Here is a 26665-nt window from a genome sequence, read left to right as displayed (position 1 = left end):
GAACCTTCCGGGGTTGATGCTGTGCGCCCGACGCTATTCCCCGCACGTTTCCACTCGCACGTCGCCGTGTTTCGGCCGTGTGACACTCAGACCGCGGGGGAATCGGACTCAGGCCCGCGGCATCCGGACACTCTCCTGCGCCGCTCGCCACACCCGGTCGCGCGAGAACGGCTGCTCGAAGAGGCGGCTGCCGAGTGCGCGCGAGATCGCGTTGCCGATCGCCGGGGCCACGGGGTTGTACGGCGATTCGCTCATCGACTTCGCCCCGAACGGGCCGAGGTCGTCCGAGGTCTCGGCGAAGTACACCTCGGTCACCGGAATGTCGGCCATCTGCGGCACCCGGTAGAGCCGGAACACCGGGTTGAGCACCTGGCCCTCCTCCACCAGGACCTCTTCGTACAGCGCACTGCCGATGCCCTGTGCCGCACCTCCCTCGACCTGGCCGCGACACTGCGCCGGGTTCATCACGAATCCGGCATCCGCTGCCTGCACGGACTGCAGGATCCGGACAGTGCCGGTTTCGGGCTCGACGGCGACGCGGGCGGCGTGCACGTTGAAGACGAGCGACCGCAGATCGCCGAACTCGCGCCCGTCCGCCACGAGCCCGTCCGCGCTCCGCTCCGATGCGGGGGCGGCCTCGACGATGGCCGCGAAGGTCACGAGGCCCGCCGGCGTCCGCACGCCGTCCTCCGCGAGCCCGCACTCGTCGAGCGGGGCTCCTGTGATGCCGGCGGCGATGGCAACCATCCTCGACCGCAGCGCGACGCATGCTGCGTGCAGGGCCTTCCCGGCGACCGTGATCCCCGCCGAGGCGAAGGCGCCCGTGTCGTGGCGGACGACATCCGTGTCGGCGTGCTGCAGGTGCAGGCGGTCGAAGGATGCCGCGAGCACCGTCGCGGCGATCTGACGGTGCACGGTCGTGGTGCCGTTGCCGAACTCCGCCGTGCCGGCCGCGAGGCGATACGTGCCGTCGGGCCGGAGGGTGGCAGTGGTGTGCGAGATGTGGCCTCCGGGCGCCATGGTCGACAGCATCCCGAGCGCCATTCCCTCACCGACGAGCCAGCCCGGGGGCGCCGAAACCCCATTGCCGCGGCGCAGCGCCGCCTCGGCAAGATCGAGGCACTGGTCGAGCCCGTAGCTGCCCCAGACGAGGTCCTCTTCGTACTCGTCCTCGGTCTCGTGGAGCGGATCGCCCTCCTGCACGACGTTGAGCCGTCGCAGCTCGAACGGATCGATCCCGAGTCGCTCCGCGAGCATGTCCATCGCCGACTCGATCCCGAGGATCACCTGCCCGAGGCCGTAGCCCCGGAAGGCGCCGGACGGGATGTTGTTCGTGTACACGACCTCCGCGTCGACCCGCTTCACGGGCGCCTTGTAGACGGCGATGGACTCGGCGCACGCGTGGAAGAGCACGCCGATCGCGTGGTTGCCGTAGGCGCCGGTGTCGCTCAGGACGTCCACCTTCATCGCCGTCAGCGTGCCCTCGGGGGTGGCGCCGAGCGAGACGGAGACGCGCATGGGATGCCGCACCGTCGCCCGCCGGAACTCGTCGGTGCGCGAGAACTCGTAGGCGACGGGCCGGCCGGTGCGCAGCACCGCGAAGGCCACCAGGTCTTCGGTGAAGATCTCCTGCTTGCCTCCGAAGCCTCCCCCGACGCGCGCAGCGAAGACGCGGACGCGGTCCTGAGGAAGATCGAACAGCCGGGCGAGCTCGTCGCGCGTGAGGAACGGCACCTGGGTGCTCGAGCGGATGACGAGCCGCCCGTCATCGTCGAGCCAGCCGATCGACCCGTGCGTCTCGAGCTGGGCATGGCTCACGCGCTGGGTCTGCCAGGTGCCCGACACCGTGGCCCCCGATTCGGCCAGGGCCGCGTCGATGTCTCCGCCGAAGCCGTCGTGCAGCCCCGCGACGACATTGCGGGATGCCTCGGCCACCCGATCGAGCGCGGTCAGGTCGGGATGCACGAGCGGTGCGCCTCGGCGCCGCGCCTGCTCGGGGTCGAACACGGCAGGAAGGAGGTCGTAGTCGATGCGGACGAGGCGCAGCGCCTCCTCCGCCGCTGCGCTCGTCTCGGCGACGACCGCGACGACCCGCTGGCCGATGTGGCGGACCACGTCGTCGAGCAGCCGCAGGTCGTCGGGGTCGTCCTCGCGCTTCTCGTGGCGGGCACTCGAGTACCGGTGCGGCGGTGCGTCCTCGTGCGTGAACACCGCAACGACGCCGGCGACGGCACGCGCAGCCGTCGTGTCGATCGCCGTGATGCGGGCGTGGGCGTGCGGCGAGCCCAGGACGCGCAGCACGAGGGTTCCCGGCACGACGGTGTCGAACGTGAAGGGCTCGAGTCCCTGCACGATCCTGGTCGCCGCCTCGGGGGTCACTGAGCGACCGACCCGCTGGTCGGGGCGTTCGGCTCTCCGGGTCTCGCGCACCGGCCCGAGCACGGCCTCGGTGATCGCTTCGCGGATGGGGCGGTAGCCGGTGCAGCGGCAGAGGCTTCCCTTCATCCGGCGGTCCAGGTCGGGAAGATCCTCGGCGGTCAGCGTGGAGGCGGTGACGCTCATGCCCGGTGTGCAGAAGCCGCACTGGAACCCGAAGTGATCGACGAGCGCCTCCTGCACGGGATGCAGTCCATCGCCCGGGGCGAGCCCGGCTGCGGTGGTGACGGAAGAGCCCTCCGCGCGGACGGCGGGGATGATGCACGAGTGCACCGGCTGGCCGTCGAGGATGATGGCGCACGCCCCGCAGTCTCCCGCGTCGCATCCCTTCTTGACCTCGTGGTGCCCGTGCTCTCGCAGGAGCGTGCGCAGGCATTGGCCGGGGCGAGGCTCGGCCTCGATCGGCTCCCCGTTGACCTCGAGCCTCATCGCGCCAGATCCATGCGAATCCGCTCGGCGAGCACCCCAGAGACGCCCCGCCGCCAGTCGGCCGAGCCGAGGGGGTCGGTGTAGTAGCCCGGCAGCGCCTGGATGTCGTTCGCAAGCGTCGCGGGGTCGGGGAGCTGCGAGTAGCGCAGGACGGTCGGTCGCCAGGTGGCGGCGGTGATCCCGAAGACGGCGCTGCCGTCCTCATCGAGCCGGCCCGTCACGACGGCGCCCGAGCGCCCGAGCTCGGCGAGAGCGATCTTGCGGAGGATCGCCCGCGAGTGCAGGGCATGGTGCGGCAGCTCGACCGCCCTCAGCACTTCGCCTCGCTCCAGACTGTTCGTGCCGTTTCCCGTCACAAGATCGGCGACGGGATGCCGGCGCTCGCCCCCCTCCGGAGTCCAGATGATCGCGACACCGTCCAGGCCGGCCGCGAGCGAGACCATGGCGCCGGCGGCGAAGGACCGGCAGACGTTGCCGCCGACGGTGGCAGTGTTCCACACCTTGAACGATGCGAGCAGCGCGTTCGCGGCATCCGGAACCATCGACAGGGCGGTCCAGTCCGCAGGCGGACCGCCTTTCGACCCGCCCTGAGCCCAGGCGACGAAGCGCGCGATCGTGCAGGTGGCGCCGATGCGCAAGCCCTCGGCGGTCACTTCGAGGTCGGGCCAGCCGAGCGTCGTCAGGTCGACGAAGCCGGTCGTCTCGGGCTGCGGCTCGCTCATGAGCCAGGTGCCGCCCGCGATGAAGTCCTCACCCGGCGCCAGCGCGAGGTCGTCGCGCGTGCGCGCCAGCCGGTGGCTCGTGATCGTGTCGATGTCCACGGGATGCCTTCAGAGCCGCGCCGCGAGATCACGGGAGGCGCGGGCGACCTCTTCGGCGATGATCGGCTCCTCGGCGGTCACGAGCTCGCCCTCGGCGACGATCGCCCGGCCGCCGACGAACAGACGGTGCAGGGGCGGCATGGCGCCGAGTCCCAGGGCCGCGACCGGATCGAGGATGCCGGCATGCTCCACGCCGTCGACCCGCCACACGGCGATGTCGGCGATCTTGCCGGCCTCGAGCGACCCGATCTCAGCGTCGCGTCCGAGCACCCTGGCCCCCCCGAGGGTGGCGATGCGCAGGCCGTCGCGGACGCTGAACGAGTCGGCGCCCGTGCGCAGGCGGTTCATGAGGACCGCTTCCCGGATCTCGACGCCGAGCTGCCCTGATTCGTTGGATGCCGCTCCATCCACGCCGAGTCCGACCGGCACCCCGGCGCGGAGCAGGTCGCGCACCGGGGCGATGCCTGCGGCGAGACGCCCGTTGGACGAGGGGCAGTGCGCCACGCCTGTGCCCGTCGCGGCATATCTTGCGATCGCGGTGTCGTCGAGGTGCACGCAATGCGCCATCCACACGTCGTCGCCGAGCCACCCCAGGTCTTCGAGGTACTGCGTCGGCGTCTTGCCGAAGTGCTCGGCGCAGTACGCGTCCTCCTCTATGGTCTCTGAGGCATGCGTGTGCAGCCGCACGCCGAGCGACCGCGCGAGCACCGCGGCTTCGCGCAGCAGGTCCGCCGTCACCGAGAACGGGGAGCACGGCGCGATCGCGACGTGGACGAGCGACCCGAACGACGGGTCGTGCCATCGCTCGACGGACTGCTGCGACGCCGACAGCGCGGCATCCGTCGTCTCGACCGCGAAGTCCGGCGGCAGGCCGCCCTGCGAGGCGCCGAGATCCATCGAGCCCCGAGTCGCGTGCAGCCGCACACCCACGCGCTGCGCCGACTCGACGATCGAGCCGACGATGTCGCCCGAGCCCTTCGGGAAGATGTAGTGGTGGTCGCCGACCGTCGTGCAGCCCGAGCGCGCGAGCACCGCCATCGCACCCGTCGCCCCGGCCCGGGTCAGGTCTGCGTCGATCCGGGACCAGAGCGGGTAGAGCGCGGTCAGCCAGTCGAAGAGGATCGAGTCCTGGGCATATCCCCGCGTCAGCCATTGGTAGAGGTGGTGGTGCGTGTTGACCAGGCCCGGCGTGACGAGGCATCCCGTGGCATCCACGATCTCGGTGCCCGCCCGCAGGTCTTCCCCGGCCTTGCCTGCGCCGACCTCGTTGATCACTCCGTCCTCGACGACGACGTATCCGGTCGCGTGCTCGCTGCCGGCCGCATCGACGGTGGCGACGTAGCCCCCCTCGATGATGATGCGGGTCATGCCCAGAACCTTTCGTGGACGGCGCGCGCCGACGGGAGCGGAACCGGCCCCGTGACCTCGATGGGCCGGTTCGCTCGTGCGAAGACCTCGCGGCAGGGCAGCGACAGAGTCGGTATGCCTTCCTGGGCATGCACAAGTTCACGAAGCTCGTCCTCGCCGAACGCGTACACGACCCGGCTGATGCCCGACCAGTGGATCGCACCCGCGCACATCGCGCACGGCTCGGTGCTCGTGTAGAGCACCGATGCCGCCAGCGTGGCCGCCTCGAGGGCTGACGCCGCGGCGCGCACGACATTCGTCTCGGCGTGGCCGGTCGGATCGTTCTGCGTCACCACGGAGTTCAGACCGTCGACGAGCGTGCCGTCCGGGGCCACGACGACCGATCCGAAGGGGTGGTCGCCCCGCTCGCGGGCGGTGCCGGCGAGCCCGATGGCGTACTCGAGGTGGGTGATGTCTTGCGGGGACGCGGTGGTCATGGTGCCGTTCGGGTCGGGATGCAGGATGCCGCAGGCGCATCCTCGCTCTCATCGGGGTGGTCTCGGGTGTGCAGAGGGCCGGTTCGCTCGCGGAGGGGCAGCGCGCTGCCGCCGTGGCGCGAGGCGATGATCTCGCCCATGACCGAGACTGCCGTCTCGTCGGGCGAGGCGCCTCCGAGATCGAGCCCGAGCGGGGAGTGAAGGCGGGCGAGCGTCACGTCGTCGACACCCGCCTCGCGCAGCAGCCTCTCGCGATGCGCCACCGTGGATCTCGCCCCCATCGCTCCGACGAAGCCCACCGGCAGGCGCAGCGCCAACGCGATCGCCGGCACATCGAGCCGTTCGTCGTGGGTGAGGACGCAGACCGCCGTCCTCGCGTCGAGAGTCTCCGCGTCGAGGGACTCGAGGTATTCGTGCGGCAGGGCCACGACGACTTCGCGTGCCTCGGGGAAACGCTCCGGTGTCGCCATGACACCCCACACATCGCAGACCGAGACGGCGAATCCCGCCGCGGACCCGACCCGGCTGAGCGCCGCGGCATGCTCACCGGCGCCGAGGATGATGAGGCGCGGGCGCGGTGCGTGCGACAGCACGAGCGTGTCGCCGAGCAGCATGCACTCCCGCTGCGCGACGGCGCGGCCGAGCGGAGTGGCGGGGTTCGTGTCCGATTCCACCCGGCGCACCCGCGCATCGCCGGAGCCCTGGAGTGCGATCGTCACGCCGCGATCGTCCGCCGCGGCTTCGAGAGAGGCGCGGGCCTCGGCATCCGTCGGTCCGATGCGATAGGCGAGCACCTCGACCGAGCCGCCGCAGGCGAGCCCGGCGGCGTGTGCGGCCTCGTCGCTGAAGCCGAAGCTCCCCGAGCCCGTCTGGCCGGTGGCGAGGACTGTCAGCGCGAGCGTCACCGCCTCGGACTCGACGCATCCGCCCGAGATCGAGCCGATGACCTGCGCGTCGCGCGTCACCGCCATCGAGGCGCCGATGCCGCGAGGAGCGCTGCGCGCCACCCGGACGACCGTGACGACGGCGACCGACTCACCCGCCTCCAGGATCGGAAGCAGATCGCGTGCCAACTCGAGCATGCAATCACGCTAGTCCCGGCGTGTTTCCTCCGCGCTACGCTGTCGTGACCATGAGCGATTCCGGGCCCGTCGTCTGCGGGCTGGTGCTCGCTGCGGGGGCCGGAACCCGCTTCGGCGGCCCGAAGGCGCTTGCGGTCTCGGGCGACGGAACGCCCTGGCTCACTCGCTCTGTTCAGGTGCTCAGGGACGCCGGCTGCCGTCGCGTGGTGGCTGCCCTCGGCGCGGGCGCCGCCGAGGCGCGGGCCCTCCTGGGGTCGGAGGCGGACGAGGTTTTCGTCGCCGATTGGGCCGATGGCCTGTCGGCGACCTTGCGCCGCGGACTGCGCGCAGCGGCAGGGGAGGGGACGGATGCCGTCCTCATCGTCCCGGTCGACACGCCTGAGCTGCCCGTGGCGGCGGTCCGCCGAGTGATCGGAGCCGCCGGCGTGCCATGGTCGGATGCCCTCGTGCAGGCCGTCTACGGCGGCGAGCCGGGGCATCCGGTGCTGATCGGCGTGGGCCATGTCGAGCTGCTCGCGGCGTCGCTCTCGGGCGACCAGGGTGCTCGCGGGTACCTCGCAGCCCACGGCGCGCGAGAGGTCGAGTGCGGCGATCTCTGGTCAGGCGCCGACGTCGACTGCCGCTGACCTCGGCCGGTTCAGCCGCCGATGACGACGTTCTCGGGTTCTTCCCCCCGGACGAGGTGCTCGATCTGACGGCGGATGAGCCGGGCGACGCGAGGCCGCATCGCGCTCGACGCGCCGCCGACGTGCGGCGAGACGAGGACCCCGGGCAGCGCCCACAGCGGATGCGCTTCGGGCAGCGGCTCGGGGTCGGTCACATCGAGGGCCGCGCGGATCCGGCCGCGCCGCACATGCTCGACGAGTGCCTCGGTGTCGATCAGGGGCCCGCGTCCGACGTTCACGATCAGCGCGCCGTCCGGAAGCGCGGCGAGGAACGACTCGTCGATGATGTGTCGCGTCGCCGCACCGCCCGGAAGAGACACGATGACGATCTCAGTGGTCGGAAGCAGCGCGGGCAGCTCGTCGACGGCGTGCACCGGCATCCCGTCCTCATCGCGCGCGCGGCTGGCGACTGCTGTCAGCTCGACCTCGAAGCCCGCGAGCCGCGCCGCGATCGCCTTGCCGACCCCGCCGTAGCCGAGCAGCATCACGCGCCGGTCGGCCAGGCTCTCGGCGAAGACCGGTGCCCAGACTCCGCGTGAGGTGTCGACGGCGAACGTGTCGAGCCGGCGCTGCGCCGCAAGCGCGAGGGCGACGGCGAGCTCGGCGGTCGATGTCTCGTGCACCGATGTCGCGTTGGCGAACCGCATCCCCGCCGGCAGCACGTCGGCGACCCCCTCGTAGCCGATCGACTGGCTCTGCACGAGCCCCACCTGAACGCCCTGCAGTCGCCCCAGCAGGGCCGACATCTTCATGTACGGCGGTACGACCAGGTCGAACGCCTCGCGGGGGGCGGGATCGTCCATGCCCCACACGACGACCTCGACGCCTTCGGCCACCGGCTGGATATCGTGCGCGAGCTCTTCGGTCGGGACCGAGACGACAAGGGGACGGATGCTGGTGCTCACCCCACCACGCTACCGGCGTGCTGTGGGTGCGGTGCGGGGCCCCGGCGCTACGCTCGCCCCAGTGGCACGCCCCCGTCGAGTGCCGCGCAGGAGGCGACCATGGTTCCCGAGATCAACTACTGGGCAGTGCTCATCGCGACCCTCTCCACCATGATCGTCGGCACGATCTGGTACACACCGAAGGTGTTCGGCACGAGATGGGCCGCGCTCGCCAAGGTCGACATCGGCCGCCCCGGCGCGAGTGCGACGGTCGCCATCATCGTCACGGTGCTCGTCAGCTTCGTGACGGCCTGGGTCCTCGCCGGCGCCGTCGCGATCGCGTGGCACTTCTACGGCGGCAGCTGGCTGTGGGGAGCCGTCGTCACGGGCGCGACGCTGTGGGCCGGCTTCACCGCGGCGCGCTTCATCACGCACGACGCGTTCGAGGGGCGACCGGCGGCGCTCACGACCCTCAACATCGCGCACGAGCTCGTCACCGTGCTCGTCATGGCCCTGATCATCGGCGCCTGGCCCCCGGCCGGAACCGTCTAGCCGTCATCCTTCCCAGCCTGGACGTCGCTCGAGGGTCCGGAACGCGGATGCTCCAGGGTCACCGAACTTCGGACGATTGCACGGAATTCGGAGCGAACCGACCGACGGGTCCGAATTCGGCGCGATGATCCGAAATTGCGGATGTCGGTGGGACGCCGGGCCTCAGGCCGCGGCGCCCACCACGGCCGCGATGGCCGACGTGAAGAACGACAGGCCGTCCACGCCTGATCGCATAGCCTCGCTGGTGTCGGGACCGAAGCCCGGCTCGACCGCGTGCTCGGGGTGCGGCATCAGGCCGACGACGTTGCCGCGCGGGTTGGTGAGCCCGGCGATGTCGTCCACCGAGCCGTTCGGGTTGACACCGACGTAGCGGAAGGCCACGAGGCCCTCACCCTCGACCCGCGCCACCGTCTCGGCATCGGCGATATACCCGCCGTCGCCGTTCTTGAGCGGAATGACGATCTCCTGGCCCTCGGAGAAGTCGCTCGTCCACGCCGTGGACGCGTTCTCGACCCGAAGACGCTGGTCGCGGCAGATGAACTGCTGGTGGGCGTTGCGGATCAGACCGCCGGGCAGCAGGTGCGCCTCGACGAGAACCTGGAACCCGTTGCAGATGCCGAGGATGGGCATGCCCTTGGCCGCGGCGTCCTTCACCTCGGACATGATCGGGGCGAGCGCCGCGATGGCACCCGCCCGGAGATAGTCGCCGTAGCTGAAGCCGCCGGGCAGGACGAGTGCGTCGACGCCCTGGAGGTCGTGGTCGCCGTGCCAGATCGCGACGGGTTGCGCCCCGGCGAGGCGGATCGCGCGCTGCGCGTCGCGGTCATCGAGCGATCCCGGGAAGGTGATGACTCCGACCCGTGCGGTCATTCCACAACCTCGATGCCGACGACGTCCTCGATCACGGAGTTCGAGAGCACCTCGTCCGCGATCTTCCGGACAGACTCGAGCAGGGCCTCGTCGACGTCTCCGTCGACGGCCAGCTCGAAGCGCTTTCCGATCCGGACACTGTCGAAGCCTTCGATCCCGAGGCGGGTGAAGGCGCCGGCGACGGCCTTCCCCTGCGGGTCCAGAAGCTCGGCCTTGGGCATGACGTCTACGACGATGGTGGGCATCGGGAATCCTCCTGGCGGCCGCGTGCGGCCGCACCGACCGGTCAGTGAGCGACGAGAGCGCAGCGAGGAGTCGAAACGCCGGATGTCGCGGGCAGGTGTGCACTCCCAGTCTACGGCTCGGCCCGACCCTGCTCGGGCGGCCGGATCACGGCGCGACTGACCCTGCTCGGGCGGCGCGGCCATGGCGCCGGAACGCCGCGTGATCGAACCGTGACAAAGAATTGGGAGCGCTCCCTTGACATCGTGGGAGCGATCTCATAGCGTCACTTCTCGTCCGGTGAGAGCGCTCCCACCACCTGGTCACCCGGCCAGAGGAAGCGTTCCTCCAACTTGCCCAGCACAAAGGAGTGACACGTGAATTCACGCGCACTGCGGCGCATTTCCGTTGCAACGGTCGCCGCTACATCCGCCGCCATCATCCTCGCCGGCTGCGCCGGCGGCGGTGGCTCCACCGAGGAGAGCGACGGTGGCAGCGACACCACCGAGCTCACCCTGGCGACCTTCAACGACTTCGGTTACACCGATGAACTCCTCGCGGAGTTCACCGACGAGACCGGCATCAAGATCGTTCACAACAAGGCGGCGACCTCGAACGACGCCCGCGCCAACTTCTTCCAGAAGCTCGGCAAGGAAGGCCTCGCCGACGTCGAGGCCGTCGAGATCGACTGGTTCGCCGAAATGATGCAGTACTCCGACCTGCTCGCGCCGGTCTCCGACGACCTCAAGGGTCGCTGGCTCGACTGGAAGGAAGCGTCGGCCACCGACGCCGACGGCAACCTCGTCGCCTACGGCACCGACATCGGCCCGCAGGGCATCTGCTTCCGTGCCGACCTGTTCGAGGCCGCAGGGCTCCCCACGGACCGCGAGGCCGTCGCCGAGCTGTTCCCGACCTGGGACGCCTTCTTCGAGGTCGGCGCGCAGTACACCGCGGCGACCGGCAAGCCCTTCATCGACTCGGCCAACGCCGTTCTCCAGGGCCTGGTGAACCAGGAGGAGATCACGTACGAGGACCCCGACGGCACGATCGTCGCCACCGAGAACCCCGCGGTCGAGGAGGCGTACAACACCGTCGTCGAGAAGGCCATCCCGATCGCGGCCTACGCAGGTCAGTGGAGCGACGACTGGTTCGCCTCGCTCGCGAGCGGCGAGTTCGCCACCATGCTGTGCCCGGGCTGGATGCTCGGCGTCATCTCGGGCAACGCGCCTGACACGACCGGCTGGGATCTGGCCAACGCCTTCCCGGGCGGCGGCGGCAACTGGGGTGGTTCGTACCTCGTCGTGCCGGCCAACGGCAAGAACGTCGAGGCGGCGCAGAAGCTCGCCGACTGGCTGACCTCGCCCGAGACGCAGCTGAAGTCCTTCGCCAACGCGGGCACGTTCCCCAGCCAGAACGACGCCCTGACGAGCGACGACCTGCTCGGCGCGACCAACGAGTACTTCAACAACGCCCCGTCCGGTCAGATCCTGACCGACCGCGCGGCCGCGATCGAGGTCGCTCCGTACAAGGGACCGAAGTACTTCCAGTACCACGACGCTCTCCAGAACGCCGTGACCCGCGTCTTCGACGGTCTTGAAGACCAGAAGACCAGCTGGAACACCTGGGTCACCGAGGTTTCGGCCTTCTAAGCAGCACAGACCGGGGTGCGGAGCGCGCGCGACGCGGGCTCCGCACCCCTGCCACATCCCTCCTCTCCCGAAGGACGCGCCGTGACCGCCACTGATTCACGCCCGACGACGCGGGCAGCAGCATCCGACGATCTGCCCCCGCGCGAGACCCGCGTGCTCTCGTTCTCGCAGCGATTGAGCAAGTGGGATCTGAAGATCTCGCCCTACCTCTACATCTCGCCGTTCTTCATCCTCTTCGCGATCGTGGGTCTGTTCCCGATCGTCTACACCGCCGTGATCTCGTTCCAGGACTGGGATCTCGTGCGCAACACCGGCACCTGGGTCGGATTCGACCAGTACATCTGGATCCTGACGCAGCCCCACTTCTGGACGGCTGTGCGCAACACGTTCAGCATCTTCCTGCTGTCGACCATCCCCCAGCTGGTCTTCGCCCTCTTCATCGCTGCGGTCCTGGACCGCGAGCTCCGCGCCAAGACCTTCTGGCGCATGGGCGTGCTGCTTCCCTTCGTTGTCGCACCCGTCGCGGTGGGCCTCATCTTCACGGCGATCTTCGCCGACAACTTCGGCCTCGTGAACACCTGGCTCGGCAACATCGGCCTTCCGGCCATCCCGTGGCACAAGGATCCGTTCTGGAGCCACATCGCCATCGCGACGATGGTCAACTACCGGTGGACGGGCTACAACACCCTGATCCTCCTCGCAGCGATGCAGGCCGTGAACCGGGACTACTACGAGGCCGCCACCGTCGACGGCGCGGGCCCGGTCCGCCAGTTCTTCTCCATCACGCTGCCCTCGCTCAAGCCGACGCTGATCTTCGTCATCATCACCGCCACCATCGGCGGTCTGCAGATCTTCGACGAGCCGCGCGTGTTCGACCAGTTCGGCCGCGGCGGAGCTGGTCAGCAGTGGCTCACGATCACCCTCTACCTGTACGACATCGGCTGGGGCCAGTGGAACTTCGGCCGCGCAGCGGCGATGGCGTGGATCCTCTTCCTCATCATCGTGCTGGTCGGCGTGGTCAACCTGCTCATCACCCGAACCTTCGTCCGTGACGAAGGGCTGCGCTCGGAGCTGTCCAAGCGTCAGCAGAAGGAGCTCGCCGCGAAGGCGAAGAAGGAGGTGTCGGCATGAGCCTGAGCATGCCCCCCGCCATCGCGATGGTCGAGGCCATCCCAGATGAGCCGAAGCGCCGCCGCAATGGGCGGCGGACCGTCAAGATCCGCGGTGCACGGCCCGGCTTCTGGTCGTACGCGATCCTGACCGCCGTCTTCCTCATCGGCGTCTTCCCCCTGTACTGGTCGTTCATCATCGGATCGGGGGATGCCTCGAGCCTGCGCCGCCCGTTCGGGTGGGTTCCCGGTGCGAACTTCATCGCGAACGTCAGTGCGGTCGCGGGCAACGAGGCCGTGAACTTCTGGCCCGCCCTGTGGAACAGCATCTACAGCTCCACCTTGATCGCCCTGGCGGTCGTCGTCACCTCGACGCTCGCCGGCTGGGCGTTCGCGAAGCTCCGCTTCCACGGCGGGCCGGCGCTGCTCGTCTTCGTCGTGGCGACGCTGGCGGTGCCCGCGCAGCTCGGCGTCGTGCCGCTGTATATCCTGTTCGCCGAGCTCGGCTGGACCGGACAGATCGGCGCGATCATCGTCCCGGCCATCACCAGCGCCTTCGGAGTGTTCTGGATGACGCAGTACCTGCGTCAGGCCGTTCCCGATGAGCTCATCGAAGCGGCGCGCATGGACGGCGCATCCATGATCCGCACGTTCTGGACCGTCGGCGTCACCGCCGCCCGCCCGGCCGCGGCCATGCTGTTCCTCTTCACGTTCGTAGGCGCCTGGAACAACTTCTTCTGGCCGTTCATCGTGCTCGACCGGCAGAACCCGACGCTTCCCGTGGCGCTGTCGCTGCTGCAGTCGAACTACTTCGTCGACTACTCGGTCGTGCTCGCCGGCGTCGTGCTCGCAACGATCCCGCTGCTCCTCCTGTTCATCTTCGCCGGCAAGCAGCTCGTGAGCGGAATCATGGCGGGCGCCGTCAAGGGATGACCTCGGCGTCATCCCGCGTTCCCTCTCTCAGAGTCCCTGCCTCCTCCGTCCGGAAGGATCTTCCATGACCACGCCTCCCGATCGCGCATTCCCGCCCGGCTTCCTCTTCGGCACGGCCACTGCGGCCTACCAGATCGAGGGCGCCGCCTTCGAAGACGGCCGCAAGGCATCCATCTGGGACGAGTTCTCCCGGGTGCCGGGCGCGGTGATCAACGCCCACAACGGCGACGTCGCATGCGACCACTACCACCGGTACCAGGGCGACGTGGCACTCATGAAGAGCATGGGCCTGCAGACCTACCGGTTCTCGACGTCGTGGTCGCGGGTGCGCCCCGACGGGGGCGCCGTCAACGAGAAGGGCGTCGACTTCTACAAGCGCCTGGTCGACGAGCTGCTGGATGCCGACATCCTGCCGTGGCTGACGCTCTACCACTGGGACCTTCCGCAGGCTCTCCAGGAGAAGGGCGGGTGGACCAACAGGGACACCGCCGATCTCTTCGCCGAGTACGCGCTGGACATGCACTCCGCGCTCGGTGACCGGGTCAAGGTGTGGACGACCCTCAATGAGCCCTGGTGCTCGTCCTTCCTCAGCTATACGGCCGGTCTGCACGCCCCGGGCCACTACAGCATCGAAGAAGGCCTGCTCGCCTCGCATCACCTGCTGCTGGGTCACGGGCAGGCGATCACCGCTCTTCGGGAGCGGGATGCCTCGCTCGACCTCGGGATCACGCTCAACCTCACGGTCGCCGAGCCCGCCGACCCGTCGAAGCACGAAGACCGGGAGGCCGCGCGCCTGATCGACGGGCAGTTCAATCGCTGGTTCCTGGACCCGGTGTTCCTCGGCGCATACCCCGCCGATATCGTCGACGACATCCGCGCGGTCGACCCGCAGGCTGTCGCGGCGCTCGAGAGCGCGATCCATCCCGGCGACCTCGAGACGATCTCCACCCACATCGATGCACTCGGCGTCAACTACTACCACGGCGAGCTCGTGGGTGGCACGCCCTCGGCCAACCCGCCCATGGGCGGCGACGCCCCCACCGACCGGCCGGGTCGCTCGCCCTACCCGGTGTCGGATGGCATCCACGCGTACGAGCGGGGCCTGCCGCGCACCTCGATGCACTGGGAGGTGCAGCCGGAGGGACTGACGACGCTCCTCAAGCGCGTCTCGGACGAGTACGCCGCGCCTGCCGGCACTGTGCTGTACGTCACCGAGAACGGTGCGGCCTACGATGACGAGCCCGTGTTCGAGGACGGCGAGACTCGCGTCCACGACGCCGAGCGCACGGAGTTCCTGCGCGGCCATGTCGCGGCGATCCTCGATGCCATCGAAGAGGGTGTCGATGTGCGCGGCTACTTCTACTGGTCGATGCTCGACAACTTCGAGTGGGCATGGGGCTATGAGAAGCGATTCGGCATCGTGCGGGTCGACTACGAGACGCAGGAACGCGTTCTCAAGGACAGCGGGCGGGAATACGCTCGGATCATCGCCGCGCGGGCAATAGACGCGGAACTCTCCGCAGCCCGCGTCTAGCCGCCTGGGGAGGCTGGTCCCATGAGCACAGATACAGACGCACTCCATGCGCCCGCCACGATCGAAGAGGTCGCCGCCGCGGCCGGTGTCTCACGATCGACGGTGTCGCGCGTGGTGAACGGCTCGACATCGGTCAGTCCCAGCGCCCTGGAATCGGTGCAGCGGGCGATCGCCGAGCTCAACTACGTGCCCAACCGGGCGGCGCGATCGCTTGCGAGCCGTCAGACCCAGGCGATCGCGCTGGTCGTGCCAGAAGACACCACCAGGTTCTTCGGCGACCCCTTCTTCGCGGCGATCGTCTCGGGAATCAACTCGCGCCTGACGAGGTCGGACTATGTCCTCAACCTCTTCATCGCCAGCGACGACCCCGGCGACAAGACGACGAGCTATCTGCGCAGCGGGGCCGTCGACGGGGCGATCATCGTCTCGCACCACACGAGCGACACGTTCATCGACCGGATCGCGGCATCCGTCCCCGTCGTCTACGGCGGCCGGCCCGTCCGTGAGCGCGAGCGCGACTACTACGTCGACGTCGACAACGTGCGCGGGGGGCGGGATGCCACCGCCTACCTGATCGCGCGGAACCACCGTCGCATCGGCACGGTCACCGGGCCGCTGTCGATGCCCGCAGGCGTCGACCGCCTCGAGGGCTACCGCCAGGCGATGGCCGAGGCGGGGCTCGAGGAGGGCCCGGTCGAGGACGGCGGGTTCACGGCGGACGGTGGCGCAGCGGCGATGCAGCGCATCCTCGACGCCGGGAACCCACCCGACGCCTTCTTCATCGCGAGCGACCTCATGGCGCGCGGCGCCCTTGCGGCGCTCGGTCGTGCCGGACTCCGCGTGCCCGAGGATGTCGCCATCATGGGGTTCGACGACTCGCCGGTCGCGACATCCGTCACGCCGCAGCTGACGACCATGCGGCAGCCCTCATTCCAGCAGGGCGAGGACATGGCGGGTGTGCTGCTCGACATCCTCGCCGGCGGCAGTCCCCGCCACGTCACGATCCTCGAGACGGAGCTCGTCGTCCGCGACTCCGTGTAGGGTCCGTACTCGGGACTGAACCTGCTGCGCCGGCAGGGAGGTGCTCGCAGGGTCAGTCTTCGCTGTCATCCGCGGGCGGCGTCGGAAGCGCCGCCGCAGCTGACACGTATTTGTGGAGAAGCCGCGCGAACTGCACCCGCTCGTCGGCAGACCAGTCCCTGGTGATGTAGTCGAAGGCGCGGCGCTGGGCCTGTCGAGACTGCCGCAGCGCCTCGCGACCTCGGGCGGTGAGGCGCAGGGTGATGCTGCGTCCGTCGGTCTGGGAGGCCACGCGCTTCACGAGACCCTGCGCGACGCATGCGGCGGCGAGCCGGCTCACGACGGTCCGGTCCATGGACAGTGCGGCGGAGACCGCGTTGACGCTCAGGAGACCGTCGGACTCCTCGACGACGGCGAGCAGCAGGTCGCGACGGACATCGGTGGGGGCGACCGGTGGATCGAGCGGGACGCTCCCCGTGCGGCGCCGCAGTCTTGTGAAGGCGGTCCCGATGGTCTCCAGCAGCTCCTCATCGGAGGCCGAGATGGCTCCGGTTTCCTCGTGATCAGCCATCAATGCTCCTGACTCGTACGTGCGTCCAGCAATTAGGTGCTATTTTACACATATGTGAGTTCCACCACATGGTGTGACTCGGAAGATCGAATGGGAGTTCGCATGCGCACCGCAATCGTCGCCGGCAGGGTATTCGATGGCACAGCTGATCTCGGCCCGCAGACCGTGGTCATCTCCGATGGTCGCATCGAATCCATCGGCGTTGGGGTTCCCGCCGATGCGGAGATCGTGCGTGCACCAGGGGCGACTCTCCTGCCGGGTCTCATCGACGCCCACGTGCACACCGATCCTTCGGGGCTGCGGATGGCGCTGGAATTCGGCGTGACGACCGAGCTCGAGATGCAGGGCGCGAACACCGCCCACGATCGTGACCACATCGCGCTTGATGACAGCCTCGCCGACGTGCGGTCTGCCGGCTTCGGTCTCACCCCTCCCGGCGGTCACCCCGAGGAGCTGTTCCCGAAGGACTTCAACCCGCAGCGCGGGGGCGGTCGTGGACCCGGCGGCCCGGGAGGGCGCCCCCGTGTCGACCCCATCGTGCGAGCGAAGGTCACATCGCCCGAAGAGGCGGTGGACGTCGTCGGCCAGCTCTCGCGGGCGGGTTCGGACTACATCAAGTTCATGGTCGACGACGGCTCCGTCGAGGGGCACCCGGGCCTCCCGATGCTCGATCAGGCGACGCTCGACGCCGGCGTCGCCGAGGCGCACCGGCTCGGCATGCTGACCATCGCCCACGCGTTGACGATCGAGGCGACGCAGATGAGCATCGACGCCGGGATCGACGGGCTGGCGCACCTGTTCATGGACCGACCGCACACCGACGAGATCGTGGAGGCGATCGCACGGTCAGGCGCCTTCGTGGTGGCATGCGTCGTGCTCGATGCATCGATGATGGGCATCACCGGTGCCGAGCTGGCGGATGATCCTCGCGTGGCGGCCAAGCTGACTCCGGAGTGGGACGCCACGCTGCGCAGCAGCTTCAACCACTACCCGCAGGGACGCCTCGAGGATGTGCTCGCCACAGTGCGCGCACTCGACGAGGCGGGCGTCGACCTCCTCGTCGGCACGGACGTCTCGCAGCCGCTCCCGTTCCTCGGCGGCCTCGCGCACGGCGCGAGCGTGCACCACGAGCTGCAGCAGTTCGTCAAGGCGGGCCTCGCTCCCACCCGGGCCCTCAGCGCAGCGACCTCGGTGACAGCCCGCCGCTTCGGCCTCACCGACCGAGGGACCATCGCGGTCGGCCAGCGCGCCGATCTGCTGCTCGTCGACGGCGACCCCACCACGGAGATCGGCGACACCCTCAACGTGCGCGACGTGTGGCGTCGAGGCACGCGGCTGCGGGCATCCTGAGCAGGCCGCTGACCGATCCCCGGGCGGCCTGAGGCTGCCCGGGATGGGTCAGCTCGCGGTGGCGAGAATGGCGTTGTTCCAGGGATCCTCGAAGGCGAGGGTGCGCCCGTCGTCCCGGACCGCGAAGCCGTGGTGCCGGAGCCGCTCCTCGAGCGCGCCGAGGGCATCGTGCCCGGGCAGGGCGAGGTCGACGCGGCCCAGCCCGAGCGCCGGCATCCGGGGTCCTGCACCGCGGGAGTTCCAGACGTTCATGGCCATGTGATGGTGGTAGCCGCCGGCGCTCACGAACACCGCCTGATTGCCGAGCGCCGCTGTCTCGTCGAAGCCGAGGGCGTCGACGTAGAAGGCGCGTGCGGTCGCGACATCCCCGACCGACAGATGGACATGGCCGACGGATGCCGTATCCCGCGCCGTCGACCCCTCGAGGGTCTGCTCGGTGAGGTGCTCCTGCAGAAACCGGTTCGGATCGAGGAAGAGCGTCGCCATCTCCACGTGCCCGTGCGTCCACGACCAGTCGGTGCGCGCGCGGTCCCAGTAGAGCTCGATCCCGTTGCCCTCGGGATCCGTGAAGTAGAACGCCTGGCTCACGAGGTGGTCGGCGCTGCCGCTGAACGTCGTCGGAGCGTGAGTCGCGACCGAGTAGAGGGCCGCGGCCAGCGCTGCCTGCGTCTCGAAGACGATCGCCGTGTGGAACAGCCCCGCCGACCCCGGAAGGGCATGCCGCAGCGTGGGCTCGTGGCGCAGCACGACGATCGGCCGGCCCGCTCTTCCGAGCGTCACGGCATCGCCCTCGGCGGTCAGGACCTCGAGGGTCACGACGTCGCGGTAGTACCGGGTCATGGCGTCGAGGTCGCCCACGAGAAGGGTCACCGCACCCATCGAGGTGTCGGCGGCGATCCGGTCGGCTGGCGCGGCTGCTTCATGCATATGAATAGATAACGCCGCGGCATCCGTTCTTCTTCCCGAACGGATGCCGCGACCTCCGTCACCGGACGGGAGCGTCGAGCGGGTCTCCGCCGATCGGACCGACTGCGGGGATGGGTCCGCCATCATCGGCGCCGGTCTTGCGCCAGCGGGCGATGGCGTTGCCCAGGTGGTAGATGATGAGCGCGGTCGCCGCGGCGATGACGATGGCGCCGAGCTGGAAGTCGCCCCACTGGATCGAGAAGCCCGCGATCGCCATGACCAGCGCGACGGCGGCGGTGTACTGGTTCACGGGGCGTGAGAAGTCGACGCGGTTGTCGACCCAGATCTTGATGCCGATGATGCCGATGAGTCCGTACAGAGCCGTGGTGACCCCGCCGAGCACGCCCGGAGGCACGGAGTTGAAGAGCGCGCCGATCTTCGGCGACATGCTGAGCAGGATCGCCGTCGCGCCGGCCACCCAGTACGCCGCGGTGGAGTACACCCGGGTGGCGGCCATGACGCCGATGTTCTCGCCATAGGTCGTGGTGCCCGACCCGCCGAACATGCCGGCGACCGTCGTCGCCACGCCGTCCGCGATCAGCGCGCGCCCGGTGTGCTGGTTGACCGAGGCGTCCGTCATCGTCGCGACGCCGCGCACGTGGCCGACGTTCTCGGCGATGAGCACGAGGACGACGGGGAGGAACATGGCGATGACGCTCCAGGTGCCCGGCGAGACGAAGTCGGGGAACTGGAACTGGGGGAGCCCGATCCACGCGGCCTCGGTGAACGCGGTGTAGTCGATCTCGTTCGCGAGCGCGGCCACGACGTATCCCACGACGACGCCGAGCACGATCGAGATGCGTCCGAGGAATCCGCGGAAGAACACGCTGAACAGGATGACGGCCGCCAGTGTGATCGTGCCGGTGAGCGGCTGCTGCTGGAAGTTCGACCAGGCGACGGGGGCGAGGTTGAACCCGATGAGCGCGACGATGGCACCGGCGACGACGGGGGGCATGAGCCGGTCGATCCAGCCGATGCCGGCGAACTGCACGACGAAGCCGATCGCGGCGAGCAGGATGCCGACCGCCACGATGCCGGCGAGTGCCGACCCCGTCCCCGCGGTCGCGGTGGCTGCGGTGACCGGGGCGATGAAGGCGAACGACGAGCCCAGGTAGCTGGGCAGCTTGTTGCGCGTGATGAGGAGGAACAGGATCGTCCCGATGCCCGAGAAGAGCAGGGTCGTCGACACCGGAAAGCCCGTGAGCACGGGCACCAGGAAGGTGGCGCCGAACATGGCGATGACGTGCTGCACGCCGATGGCGACCGTCGCACCCCAGTTGAGGCGCTCGTCCGGCCGCACGACCTTTCCGGGTTCGACGTTGCGGCCGTTGCCGTGCAGAGACCAGGCGGGCATAGCTCACTCCTCGGGATGACGGGCACCGAACGGGTGCCTTCGCCACGATACCTGGGAGTTCGCTGGGAGCGACGGGATGCCGCGCCTGTCGTGCCTACGAGGTGAGGAGTTCGAGCAGTTCGCGGTAGCGATCGGCCGTCCGTGCCACGATCTCGGCGGGCAGCTCGGGAGGCGTGCCCGTCTTGTCCCAGTGGGCGGCGAGCCAGTCCCGGACGATCTGCTTGTCGAAGCTCGCCATCCGCTCGGCGGGAGTCGTACCGGTGCGCCAGGACGCGGCATCCCAGTACCGCGACGAATCGCTCGTGAGCACCTCGTCGGCGAGTGTCAGCACGCCCGCCTGATCCAGGCCGAATTCGAACTTCGTGTCGGCGAGGATCAGGCCGTGCCGCTCGGCGGTCGCGGCCGCGCGCCCGTAGAGCTCGAGCGAAAGGTCGCGAAGCTCGGTTGCGCGCTCGGCTCCCACGAGCTCGACGGTCTGCTCGAACGAGATGTTCTCGTCGTGCTCGCCCATCGGCGCCTTGTAGGCAGGGGTGAAGAGCGGCTCGGGAAGGCGGTCGCCGTCATTCAGGCCGTCCGGAAGCGGAATGTCGCAGACCGTGCCCCGCTCGCGGTACTCCGCCCAGCCTGACCCGGTCAGGTAGCCGCGGACCACGCACTCGACGGGCAGCATCTCGAGACTCCGCACGACCATCGCCCGCCCGTGCACCTCGGCGGGGATCAGCCGCGTGAGGTCGTCGGCGGTGCCGGGCTCGCCATCGGGACCATCGGTCAGCACCGCGCTCGCCGCGAGATGATTCGGGATGCTGCGCCCTCCGTCGCCTCCTGCGAGCCGGTCGAACCACCACAGGCTCAGAGTCGTCAGCAGCACGCCCTTGTCGGGGATGCCCGGCTCGAGCACGTGGTCGAAGGCGCTGACGCGGTCGCTCGCGACCACGAGCATGCGCGCCGCGCCCTCGATCGGGCCGTCGGCGGGGACGTACAGGTCGCGGACCTTGCCCGAGTAGACGTGCCGCCAGCCGGAGAGTTCGAGGGGGGTTGCCACCCGCCCATTATCCCGGAGGCGGCTCAGGGGGTGAGTTCGTCGACGTACGCGAAGGCCTCGGCGATGAGAGGTGCCCAGTGCTCCGCGCCGGAGGTGGGCACCACCACCCACTCGCGAGCGGGGCGTCCGCGCATCTCCATGCGCGCCGCAACGCCGGAGGCTTCGATCTCGTCGGCGCGCGCCTGCGGGACCTTCACCACCAGTCCGCCCGCGAAGCCGACGAACGCGAAGACCTTTCCCCGGATGCGCAGTCCTTCGCTCCCGAACATCGCGCCGATGTCGACGCCCTCTCGCTCGAGGTACCCCTGCGCGATCGGATCGAAGATCCCGTGCGCACGCTCTCGCTCGGCCTCGTCCTTCATGCAGGTCACCGTAGTCGCCGGTGGCGACATCCGGTATAGTCCATCTGGACTATTTTATCCCGACCACTCGACCAGCACCCACGGAACACCCATGAAAGACGTTGTCGACCGGCTCACGCCCCTGGGCGTGATGATCCTCGCGCTGCTCGGCGAGGGCGACATGCACCCGTACGAGATGATCCGGCTCATGCGCCAGAGGCGCGACGACCGCCTGGTGACGATCACCAACGGCACGCTGTACCACACGGTCGGCCGCCTCGAGCGGGCGGGCCTGCTCGCCGAGGTGGGCATCGACCGCCACGGCAACCGTCCCGAGCGCACGACGTACGCGCTCACCGCGTCCGGGCGTGAAGCGGTCGGCGAGTGGGTGCGGCGCGAGCTGTCGCGGATGGATCGTCCGAGCGAATTCCGCATCGCGCTCGCCGAGGCCCACAACCTCGAGCGCGAGCAGGTGGTCGGCCTGCTGCGCACCCGTCGGGCGGCGCTCGCCGCCGCCCGGATCGAGCTCACCGCCGGCCGCGAGGCGGCCGGCGCGCGCGAGGTGCCCGAGCAGTACCTGCTCGAGGTCGATCGCGAGCTCGTCATGCTCGGCGCAGACCTCACCTGGCTCGACACCCTGATCGCGCGCCTCGAGCGCCACGACTTCTCCTGGGGGGCGCCCGAGCTCCCCTCCGAACGCTATCTGCAAGACCGAAAGGCCGCACGGCAATGACTGAGCCCACCACGGATGCCGCGGCATCCGCCCCCCGCAATCCCGATCGGGGACCATCGACCGACGTCCTGAAGACGAAGGGGCCGCAGAACCCGTGGCCCGCGCTCTGGGCGCTCGTCATCGGGTTCTTCATGATCCTGGTCGACACCACGATCGTCTCGGTCGCGAACCCGGCGATCAAGGCGGCGCTCGACCCCGACACGGCCAACGTCGACAACGTCGTGTGGGTGACCTCGGCCTACCTGCTCGCCTATGCGGTGCCGCTGCTCATCACCGGGCGACTCGGCGACCGCTTCGGCCCCCGGGTGATCTACCTCATCGGGCTCGCGGTCTTCACGCTCGCCTCGCTCGGCTGCGGCCTGTCGTCGACGCTCGAGCTGCTGATCGTCGCTCGCGCCGTGCAGGGCCTCGGCGCGGCGCTCATGACGCCGCAGACCATGGCTGTCATCACACGGACGTTCCCGGCGAGCCGCCGCGGTGCCGCCATGGGCCTCTGGGGCGCCACCGCCGGTGTGGCGACGCTCGTCGGGCCCCTGCTCGGCGGGCTGCTGGTGGACGGCTTCGGGTGGGAGTGGATCTTCTTCATCAACATCCCGGTCGGGATCATCGGCTTCGTCCTGGCGTGGATCCTCGTGCCCAAGCTCGAGACGCACCCGCATAAGTTCGACATGGTGGGCGTCTTCCTCAGCGCCCTCGGCCTCTTCCTGATCGTGTTCGGCCTGCAGGAGGGCCAGAAGTACGACTGGGGCGTCATCTGGGGCCCGATCACGGTCTGGTCGCTCATCATCGCGGGCGTGCTGGTGCTCGCCCTGTTCGTGTGGACGCAGGCGCGGACCAAGAGCGAGCCCCTCGTGCCTCTCGAGCTGTTCAAGGAGCGGAACTTCTCGATCGCGAACATCTCGATCTCGACGGTCGGATTCGCGGTGACGAGCATGGGCCTGCCTCTCATGTTCTTCATCCAGCTCGCACTCGGGCTCACGCCGACCCAGTCGGCGCTGCTGCTCATCCCGATGGCGCTGCTCTCGGGAGTGCTCGCCCCGTTCGCCGGCAAGCTGCTCGACCGCACCGACCCGCGCTTCCTGCTGGTGCCCGGACTCGCGTGCGTGGCGCTCTCGCTGCTCTGGTACTCGAGCCTCATGAACGTCGACACGCCGATCTGGATGTTCCTGCTTCCGTCCGCGCTCATGGGCATCGGCAACGCGGGCATGTGGGGTCCGCTCGCCACGACCGCCACGCGCAACCTCTCGCCGCGACAAGCGGGCGCCGGCGCGGGCATCTACAACACGACGCGCACCGTCGGCTCTGTCATCGGCTCGGCCTCCATCGCGGCGTTCATGCAGGCGCGCCTCGAGGCGAACCTTCCCGGTGCCGGCGATGCGCAGGGCGGCTTCGGCGGGGGAACGCTGCCGGACTTCGTCGTCGACGGCTTCTCGACCGCCATGTCGCAGGCGATCCTGCTGCCGGCCGCCGTCATGATCATCGCGCTGGTGGCCGTGTGCTTCCTGCGCCGGCCGGAGGGGCTCACGGCGCGCTGAGCATCGGGCAGGCCGGGCCGCCCCTGTCCACCCCGCCCCGGCCCAGTTGTTCCGTCGCGAGCCCGGGCTTTCACCGAGCGCCCCTGGCAGGTGCAGGTTTCGCGGGGGCTTTCGGCGAGCGCACGGGCTATCGACCTGGGGGGGGGAGGCGGACGGGCCGGGCGAACGGATGCTGGGCGGCCGGGTCAGCGACGCCGCGGTGCGCGGTCGCGCTCGTATGCCCAGATCGCGAGCTCGACGCGGTTTCGGGCGCCGAGCTTGGCCATGATGCTGGCCAGGTGCGTCTTGACCGTGCTGAGCGAGATGTGCAGCTCCGACCCGATCTCGGTGTTCCCGAGGCCTCTTGCAGCGGCCGCGAGCACCGCCTCCTCCTGCTCGGTCAGCGGGCTCGTGGGCGGTGTCGGAGGCGCGGCATCCGAACCCGCGAAGGCCTCGATGAGCCGCACGGTGACGCCGGGGTCGATCAGCGCATCGCCCCGAGCCGCCGCACGCACCGCTTCGCCCAGCATCGCGGCCCCGGCGTCCTTCAGCAGGAACCCGCGGGCGCCGGCGCGCAGCGCGGAGTACACGTACTCGTCGAGGTCGAACGTCGTGATGACGACGACGGGAATCGGATCGGCGACCTCGGGCCCGGCCAGCAGCCGCGTGGCCTCGAGACCATCCATGACCGGCATCCGGATGTCCATCAGGCACACATCCGGACGGATGCTGCGCGCGAGCGTGACCGCCTCCGCACCGTCCGCCGCCTCGGCCACCACCTCGATGTCTGCCTGGGCATCGAGGATCATGCGCAGTCCCGTGCGCACGAGAGCCTGGTCATCGGCGATGAGCACCCGGACGCTCATGCTCCCCATCCCTTCCGGGGAAGTGACGCCGTGACGGCCCATCCGCCGCTCTCCGACGGGCCGGCGGCGCAGGTTCCGCCCAGGAGGGCCGTCCGTTCGCGCATTCCCGTGATCCCGTAGCCGGGAGTTCCGGATGCCGTGCCCCGGCCGTCATCGCGCACCTCCAGCCGCACTCCGCCCTCGTCCACGCTGACGCGCACGTCGATGCGCGTCGCCTCCTGGCCGTGACGTCGGGCGTTGGTGACCGCCTCCTGAGCGATGCGGAACACGGTGGCCGCGACGGGACCCGGCACCGAGTCGAGATATCCCTCGAGCAGAACCGAGACGGCCGGGCCTGCGGCATCCGCGTCGGCGAGAGCGTTGAGCGCTGCGACACCCGGGGTGGGAGCGAGCTCGGCAGCCTCGCCCGTCCGCAGCACGCCGACCATGGCCCGCATCTCGCGCAGTGTGCGCGAGGCCTCGTCCTCGATCGTGCGCAGGACTCGGGCGGTGGCATCGGGATCGGTCCCGGCGACCGCCGTACCCGCCTGCGCCTGGATCGCGATGGCCGACACGTGGTGGGCCACCGTGTCGTGCAGGTCGCGCGCCAGCTGCTCGCGCTCGACGAGCCGCGCGCGGTCGAGCTCGCGGGCACGCGCCCCGCTGCGCCACCGCAGAGCGACGCCGAGTGCACCCGTGGCGACCGCGACGGCGGCTCCGCCGATGACATCGGCGGCAGTGGGCGACGAGGAGACGAAGGTGAGCAGCATCCCCCCCGCAACGAGCGCGCCGGCGACGATCATCGACCGAGCGGAGCCCCAACGGAAGACCGCGTAGAGAAGGATCAGAAGGAAGGCGGTCGTGTAGAGCTGGGGGTCGCCGCCTGTGACGAGACCCACGGTCGTGCCGACCGCGAAGGCCGTCGCGAACATCGCCAGAGGGTGCGTCCGCCGCCACAGGAGGGTCACTGCCAGGGCCGAGAGGACGACCGCCCAGAGCCAGCGGTAGGGCACCTCGGGCCGGAGGGATGCCTCGACCACCGCCAAGGGAGGAATCACGCCGACCAGCACCCAGTCTCGCCAGACGCGCCTCGGGGGTGCCGGTGTTACTCCCGGCTCCTCCCCGTGCGCGCGGACCGGGGTCGTCATGCCCTCATGATAGGCGGGCACTCGCGGCGGCCCGCGGCGCCATCGGGCGGCCGGCAGAGCGAGCCCGCCGGCGGATCACGACCTCGGCGACGGCGAGGTTGATCGCCCACCCGGCGGCCATGAGCACGGTGTGCATGGGGCGGCTCGGAGTGCCGATCAGCAGTGTGAACGGCAGGAACGTCAGCACCTGGGTTCCCGCGCCCAGCCCGATGGCATAGGCGCGCGTCATCCAGGCGCTGTGGGTGGCGACGTCGCCACGCCGGATCGCGAGGAACGCGACCACGATCGCCGCGATCATGCCGGTCGCGAGCACGAGCCGGATCGCCGAGAGGCCCGGGCCCGTGACGGATGAAGGCAGTTCATAGAACAGCGTCATCCAGATCGCGGACAGCGCCGAGAGGACACCGGCGGGCGCGACGATCCGACCTGCTCGGCGGTGCCAGGAGTGTCGTCGCAGCGACGGGGCGAACTGCAGCGCGCCGAGCAGCAGAAAGGTGCTCGAGCCGACGATGTGCACGATGACCGGCACCGGCGAGTCGAAGAACCGGGCGTTCGCCTCGCTCACGGTGGCGCCGCCCGCGAGCTGTGTGATCCGGGAGGCTCCCGCGACGATCGGCACCAGGCTCAGGACGATCAGGCCCGCCGGTGCGAGCCAGCCACGGCCGGGCGTCGCTCGGGTTTGGGTGATGGCTGCGGTTGTCATACCGCCATGCTGGCGATCCCGGATGCCGTGGCGCATCGGCCGCCCGGC

The 26665-nt window shown here is 69.7% G+C and carries 26 protein-coding genes; 10 read left to right on the top strand and 16 right to left on the bottom strand.

All coding sequences use genetic code 11. The features are described 5' to 3' along the window. Positions 1-108 precede the first annotated feature (108 nt). From AC1DP3_RS10610 to AC1DP3_RS10590, 5 genes are read right to left on the bottom strand one after another with little or no spacing between them, the layout of a single operon-like run. On the bottom strand, positions 109-2865 hold the full coding sequence (locus tag AC1DP3_RS10610) for a molybdopterin-dependent oxidoreductase (RefSeq protein WP_477293130.1): 2757 nt from the start codon (positions 2863-2865) through the stop codon (positions 109-111). Then, entirely contained in the window at positions 2862-3686 is an 825-nt protein-coding gene (locus tag AC1DP3_RS10605; protein ID WP_477293129.1) for an FAD binding domain-containing protein, read from the bottom strand. Before AC1DP3_RS10605 ends, AC1DP3_RS10610 begins: the two co-directional genes overlap by 4 nt. Positions 3687-3695: 9 nt before the next feature. Beyond that, positions 3696-5054, bottom strand: a complete 1359-nt coding sequence (locus tag AC1DP3_RS10600; protein WP_477293128.1) for an 8-oxoguanine deaminase — start codon at positions 5052-5054, stop codon at positions 3696-3698. After that, a complete protein-coding gene (locus AC1DP3_RS10595; RefSeq protein ID WP_477293127.1) occupies positions 5051-5530 on the bottom strand; it encodes a nucleoside deaminase in 480 nt (159 codons plus the stop codon). Before AC1DP3_RS10595 ends, AC1DP3_RS10600 begins: the two co-directional genes overlap by 4 nt. After that, positions 5527-6612 carry an XdhC family protein gene (locus tag AC1DP3_RS10590; RefSeq protein WP_477293126.1) on the bottom strand — a complete coding sequence of 362 codons (1086 nt, stop codon included), beginning with the start codon at positions 6610-6612 and terminating at the stop codon, positions 5527-5529. The genes AC1DP3_RS10595 and AC1DP3_RS10590 overlap by 4 nt, the downstream gene beginning before the upstream one ends. A gap of 50 nt (positions 6613-6662) precedes the next feature. Between AC1DP3_RS10590 and AC1DP3_RS10585 the strand changes: the two genes are divergently transcribed. After that, the gene (locus AC1DP3_RS10585) at positions 6663-7238 is read left to right on the top strand and encodes a nucleotidyltransferase family protein (RefSeq protein ID WP_477293125.1); all 576 of its coding nucleotides are present in this window, start codon (positions 6663-6665) and stop codon (positions 7236-7238) included. A gap of 11 nt (positions 7239-7249) precedes the next feature. On the opposite strand, the gene AC1DP3_RS10580 is transcribed toward AC1DP3_RS10585, so the two are convergent. Beyond that, positions 7250-8182, bottom strand: coding sequence for a 2-hydroxyacid dehydrogenase (locus AC1DP3_RS10580; protein ID WP_477293124.1), 933 nt, complete (start codon positions 8180-8182; stop codon positions 7250-7252). 99 nt (positions 8183-8281) lie between these two features. On the opposite strand from AC1DP3_RS10580, the gene AC1DP3_RS10575 reads away from it, so the two are divergent. Next, positions 8282-8713 (top strand): DUF1761 domain-containing protein, encoded by a 432-nt coding sequence (locus AC1DP3_RS10575; protein ID WP_477293123.1) that lies wholly within the window; start codon positions 8282-8284, stop codon positions 8711-8713. Between the two features lie 162 nt (positions 8714-8875). Here AC1DP3_RS10575 and purQ read toward each other — a convergent pair whose 3' ends face one another. Both purQ and purS read right to left on the bottom strand, forming a co-directional pair. Beyond that, entirely contained in the window at positions 8876-9583 is a 708-nt protein-coding gene (gene purQ, locus AC1DP3_RS10570; RefSeq protein WP_477293122.1) for a phosphoribosylformylglycinamidine synthase subunit PurQ, read from the bottom strand. After that, positions 9580-9828, bottom strand: a complete 249-nt coding sequence (purS, locus tag AC1DP3_RS10565; RefSeq protein WP_477293121.1) for a phosphoribosylformylglycinamidine synthase subunit PurS — start codon at positions 9826-9828, stop codon at positions 9580-9582. Before purS ends, purQ begins: the two co-directional genes overlap by 4 nt. 354 nt (positions 9829-10182) lie before the next feature. On the opposite strand from purS, the gene AC1DP3_RS10560 reads away from it, so the two are divergent. The 5 genes from AC1DP3_RS10560 (at position 10183) to AC1DP3_RS10540 (ending at position 16071) form a co-directional block, all read left to right on the top strand. Continuing rightward, positions 10183-11454, top strand: coding sequence for an ABC transporter substrate-binding protein (locus AC1DP3_RS10560; RefSeq protein ID WP_477293120.1), 1272 nt, complete (start codon positions 10183-10185; stop codon positions 11452-11454). A gap of 81 nt (positions 11455-11535) precedes the next feature. Further along, positions 11536-12585 (top strand): carbohydrate ABC transporter permease, encoded by a 1050-nt coding sequence (locus tag AC1DP3_RS10555; RefSeq protein WP_477293119.1) that lies wholly within the window; start codon positions 11536-11538, stop codon positions 12583-12585. Further along, complete coding sequence (locus AC1DP3_RS10550) at positions 12582-13496, top strand: carbohydrate ABC transporter permease (protein WP_477293118.1); 915 nt, start codon at positions 12582-12584, stop codon at positions 13494-13496. The genes AC1DP3_RS10555 and AC1DP3_RS10550 overlap by 4 nt, the downstream gene beginning before the upstream one ends. Positions 13497-13560: 64 nt before the next feature. Then, positions 13561-15030 carry a glycoside hydrolase family 1 protein gene (locus tag AC1DP3_RS10545; RefSeq protein ID WP_477293117.1) on the top strand — a complete coding sequence of 490 codons (1470 nt, stop codon included), beginning with the start codon at positions 13561-13563 and terminating at the stop codon, positions 15028-15030. A 21-nt stretch (positions 15031-15051) separates the two neighbouring features. Next, positions 15052-16071, top strand: coding sequence for a LacI family DNA-binding transcriptional regulator (locus AC1DP3_RS10540; RefSeq protein ID WP_477293116.1), 1020 nt, complete (start codon positions 15052-15054; stop codon positions 16069-16071). Between the two features lie 52 nt (positions 16072-16123). Here the strand turns inward: AC1DP3_RS10540 and AC1DP3_RS10535 are convergent, their stop codons facing one another. Beyond that, positions 16124-16621 carry a MarR family winged helix-turn-helix transcriptional regulator gene (locus tag AC1DP3_RS10535; RefSeq protein ID WP_477293115.1) on the bottom strand — a complete coding sequence of 166 codons (498 nt, stop codon included), beginning with the start codon at positions 16619-16621 and terminating at the stop codon, positions 16124-16126. A gap of 102 nt (positions 16622-16723) precedes the next feature. Here AC1DP3_RS10535 and AC1DP3_RS10530 point away from each other — a divergent pair, with 102 nt between their 5' ends. Further along, complete coding sequence (locus AC1DP3_RS10530) at positions 16724-17971, top strand: amidohydrolase family protein (protein WP_477293114.1); 1248 nt, start codon at positions 16724-16726, stop codon at positions 17969-17971. 48 nt (positions 17972-18019) lie between these two features. Here AC1DP3_RS10530 and AC1DP3_RS10525 read toward each other — a convergent pair whose 3' ends face one another. From AC1DP3_RS10525 to AC1DP3_RS10510, 4 genes are all read right to left on the bottom strand, one after another. Continuing rightward, entirely contained in the window at positions 18020-18898 is an 879-nt protein-coding gene (locus AC1DP3_RS10525) for a VOC family protein (protein WP_477293113.1), read from the bottom strand. 58 nt (positions 18899-18956) lie between these two features. Further along, positions 18957-20291, bottom strand: a complete 1335-nt coding sequence (locus AC1DP3_RS10520; RefSeq protein WP_477293112.1) for a uracil-xanthine permease family protein — start codon at positions 20289-20291, stop codon at positions 18957-18959. 94 nt (positions 20292-20385) lie between these two features. After that, positions 20386-21333, bottom strand: coding sequence for a phosphoribosylaminoimidazolesuccinocarboxamide synthase (locus tag AC1DP3_RS10515; RefSeq protein WP_477293111.1), 948 nt, complete (start codon positions 21331-21333; stop codon positions 20386-20388). Positions 21334-21356: 23 nt separating this feature from the next. After that, the gene (locus AC1DP3_RS10510) at positions 21357-21695 is read right to left on the bottom strand and encodes a TfoX/Sxy family protein (RefSeq protein ID WP_477293110.1); all 339 of its coding nucleotides are present in this window, start codon (positions 21693-21695) and stop codon (positions 21357-21359) included. Positions 21696-21786: 91 nt separating this feature from the next. Between AC1DP3_RS10510 and AC1DP3_RS10505 the strand changes: the two genes are divergently transcribed. Continuing rightward, a complete protein-coding gene (locus AC1DP3_RS10505) occupies positions 21787-22407 on the top strand; it encodes a PadR family transcriptional regulator (RefSeq protein ID WP_477293109.1) in 621 nt (206 codons plus the stop codon). Next, complete coding sequence (locus AC1DP3_RS10500; RefSeq protein ID WP_477293108.1) at positions 22404-23942, top strand: DHA2 family efflux MFS transporter permease subunit; 1539 nt, start codon at positions 22404-22406, stop codon at positions 23940-23942. Before AC1DP3_RS10505 ends, AC1DP3_RS10500 begins: the two co-directional genes overlap by 4 nt. A gap of 185 nt (positions 23943-24127) precedes the next feature. Here AC1DP3_RS10500 and AC1DP3_RS10495 read toward each other — a convergent pair whose 3' ends face one another. The 3 genes from AC1DP3_RS10495 to AC1DP3_RS10485 are packed head-to-tail and all read right to left on the bottom strand — an operon-like array spanning position 24128 to position 26617. Then, positions 24128-24787, bottom strand: coding sequence for a response regulator transcription factor (locus AC1DP3_RS10495; protein ID WP_477293107.1), 660 nt, complete (start codon positions 24785-24787; stop codon positions 24128-24130). Then, the gene (locus AC1DP3_RS10490; protein ID WP_477293106.1) at positions 24784-25914 is read right to left on the bottom strand and encodes a sensor histidine kinase; all 1131 of its coding nucleotides are present in this window, start codon (positions 25912-25914) and stop codon (positions 24784-24786) included. Before AC1DP3_RS10490 ends, AC1DP3_RS10495 begins: the two co-directional genes overlap by 4 nt. Positions 25915-25918: 4 nt before the next feature. Next, positions 25919-26617: a DUF2306 domain-containing protein gene (locus AC1DP3_RS10485; RefSeq protein WP_477293105.1), complete on the bottom strand. Its 699-nt coding sequence runs from the start codon at positions 26615-26617 to the stop codon at positions 25919-25921. Between the last annotated feature and the right edge of the window lie 48 nt (positions 26618-26665).

The organism is Microbacterium sp. P5_B6 (assembly GCF_056400345.1).
This window is presented reverse-complemented; position numbering and strand designations above follow the sequence as displayed.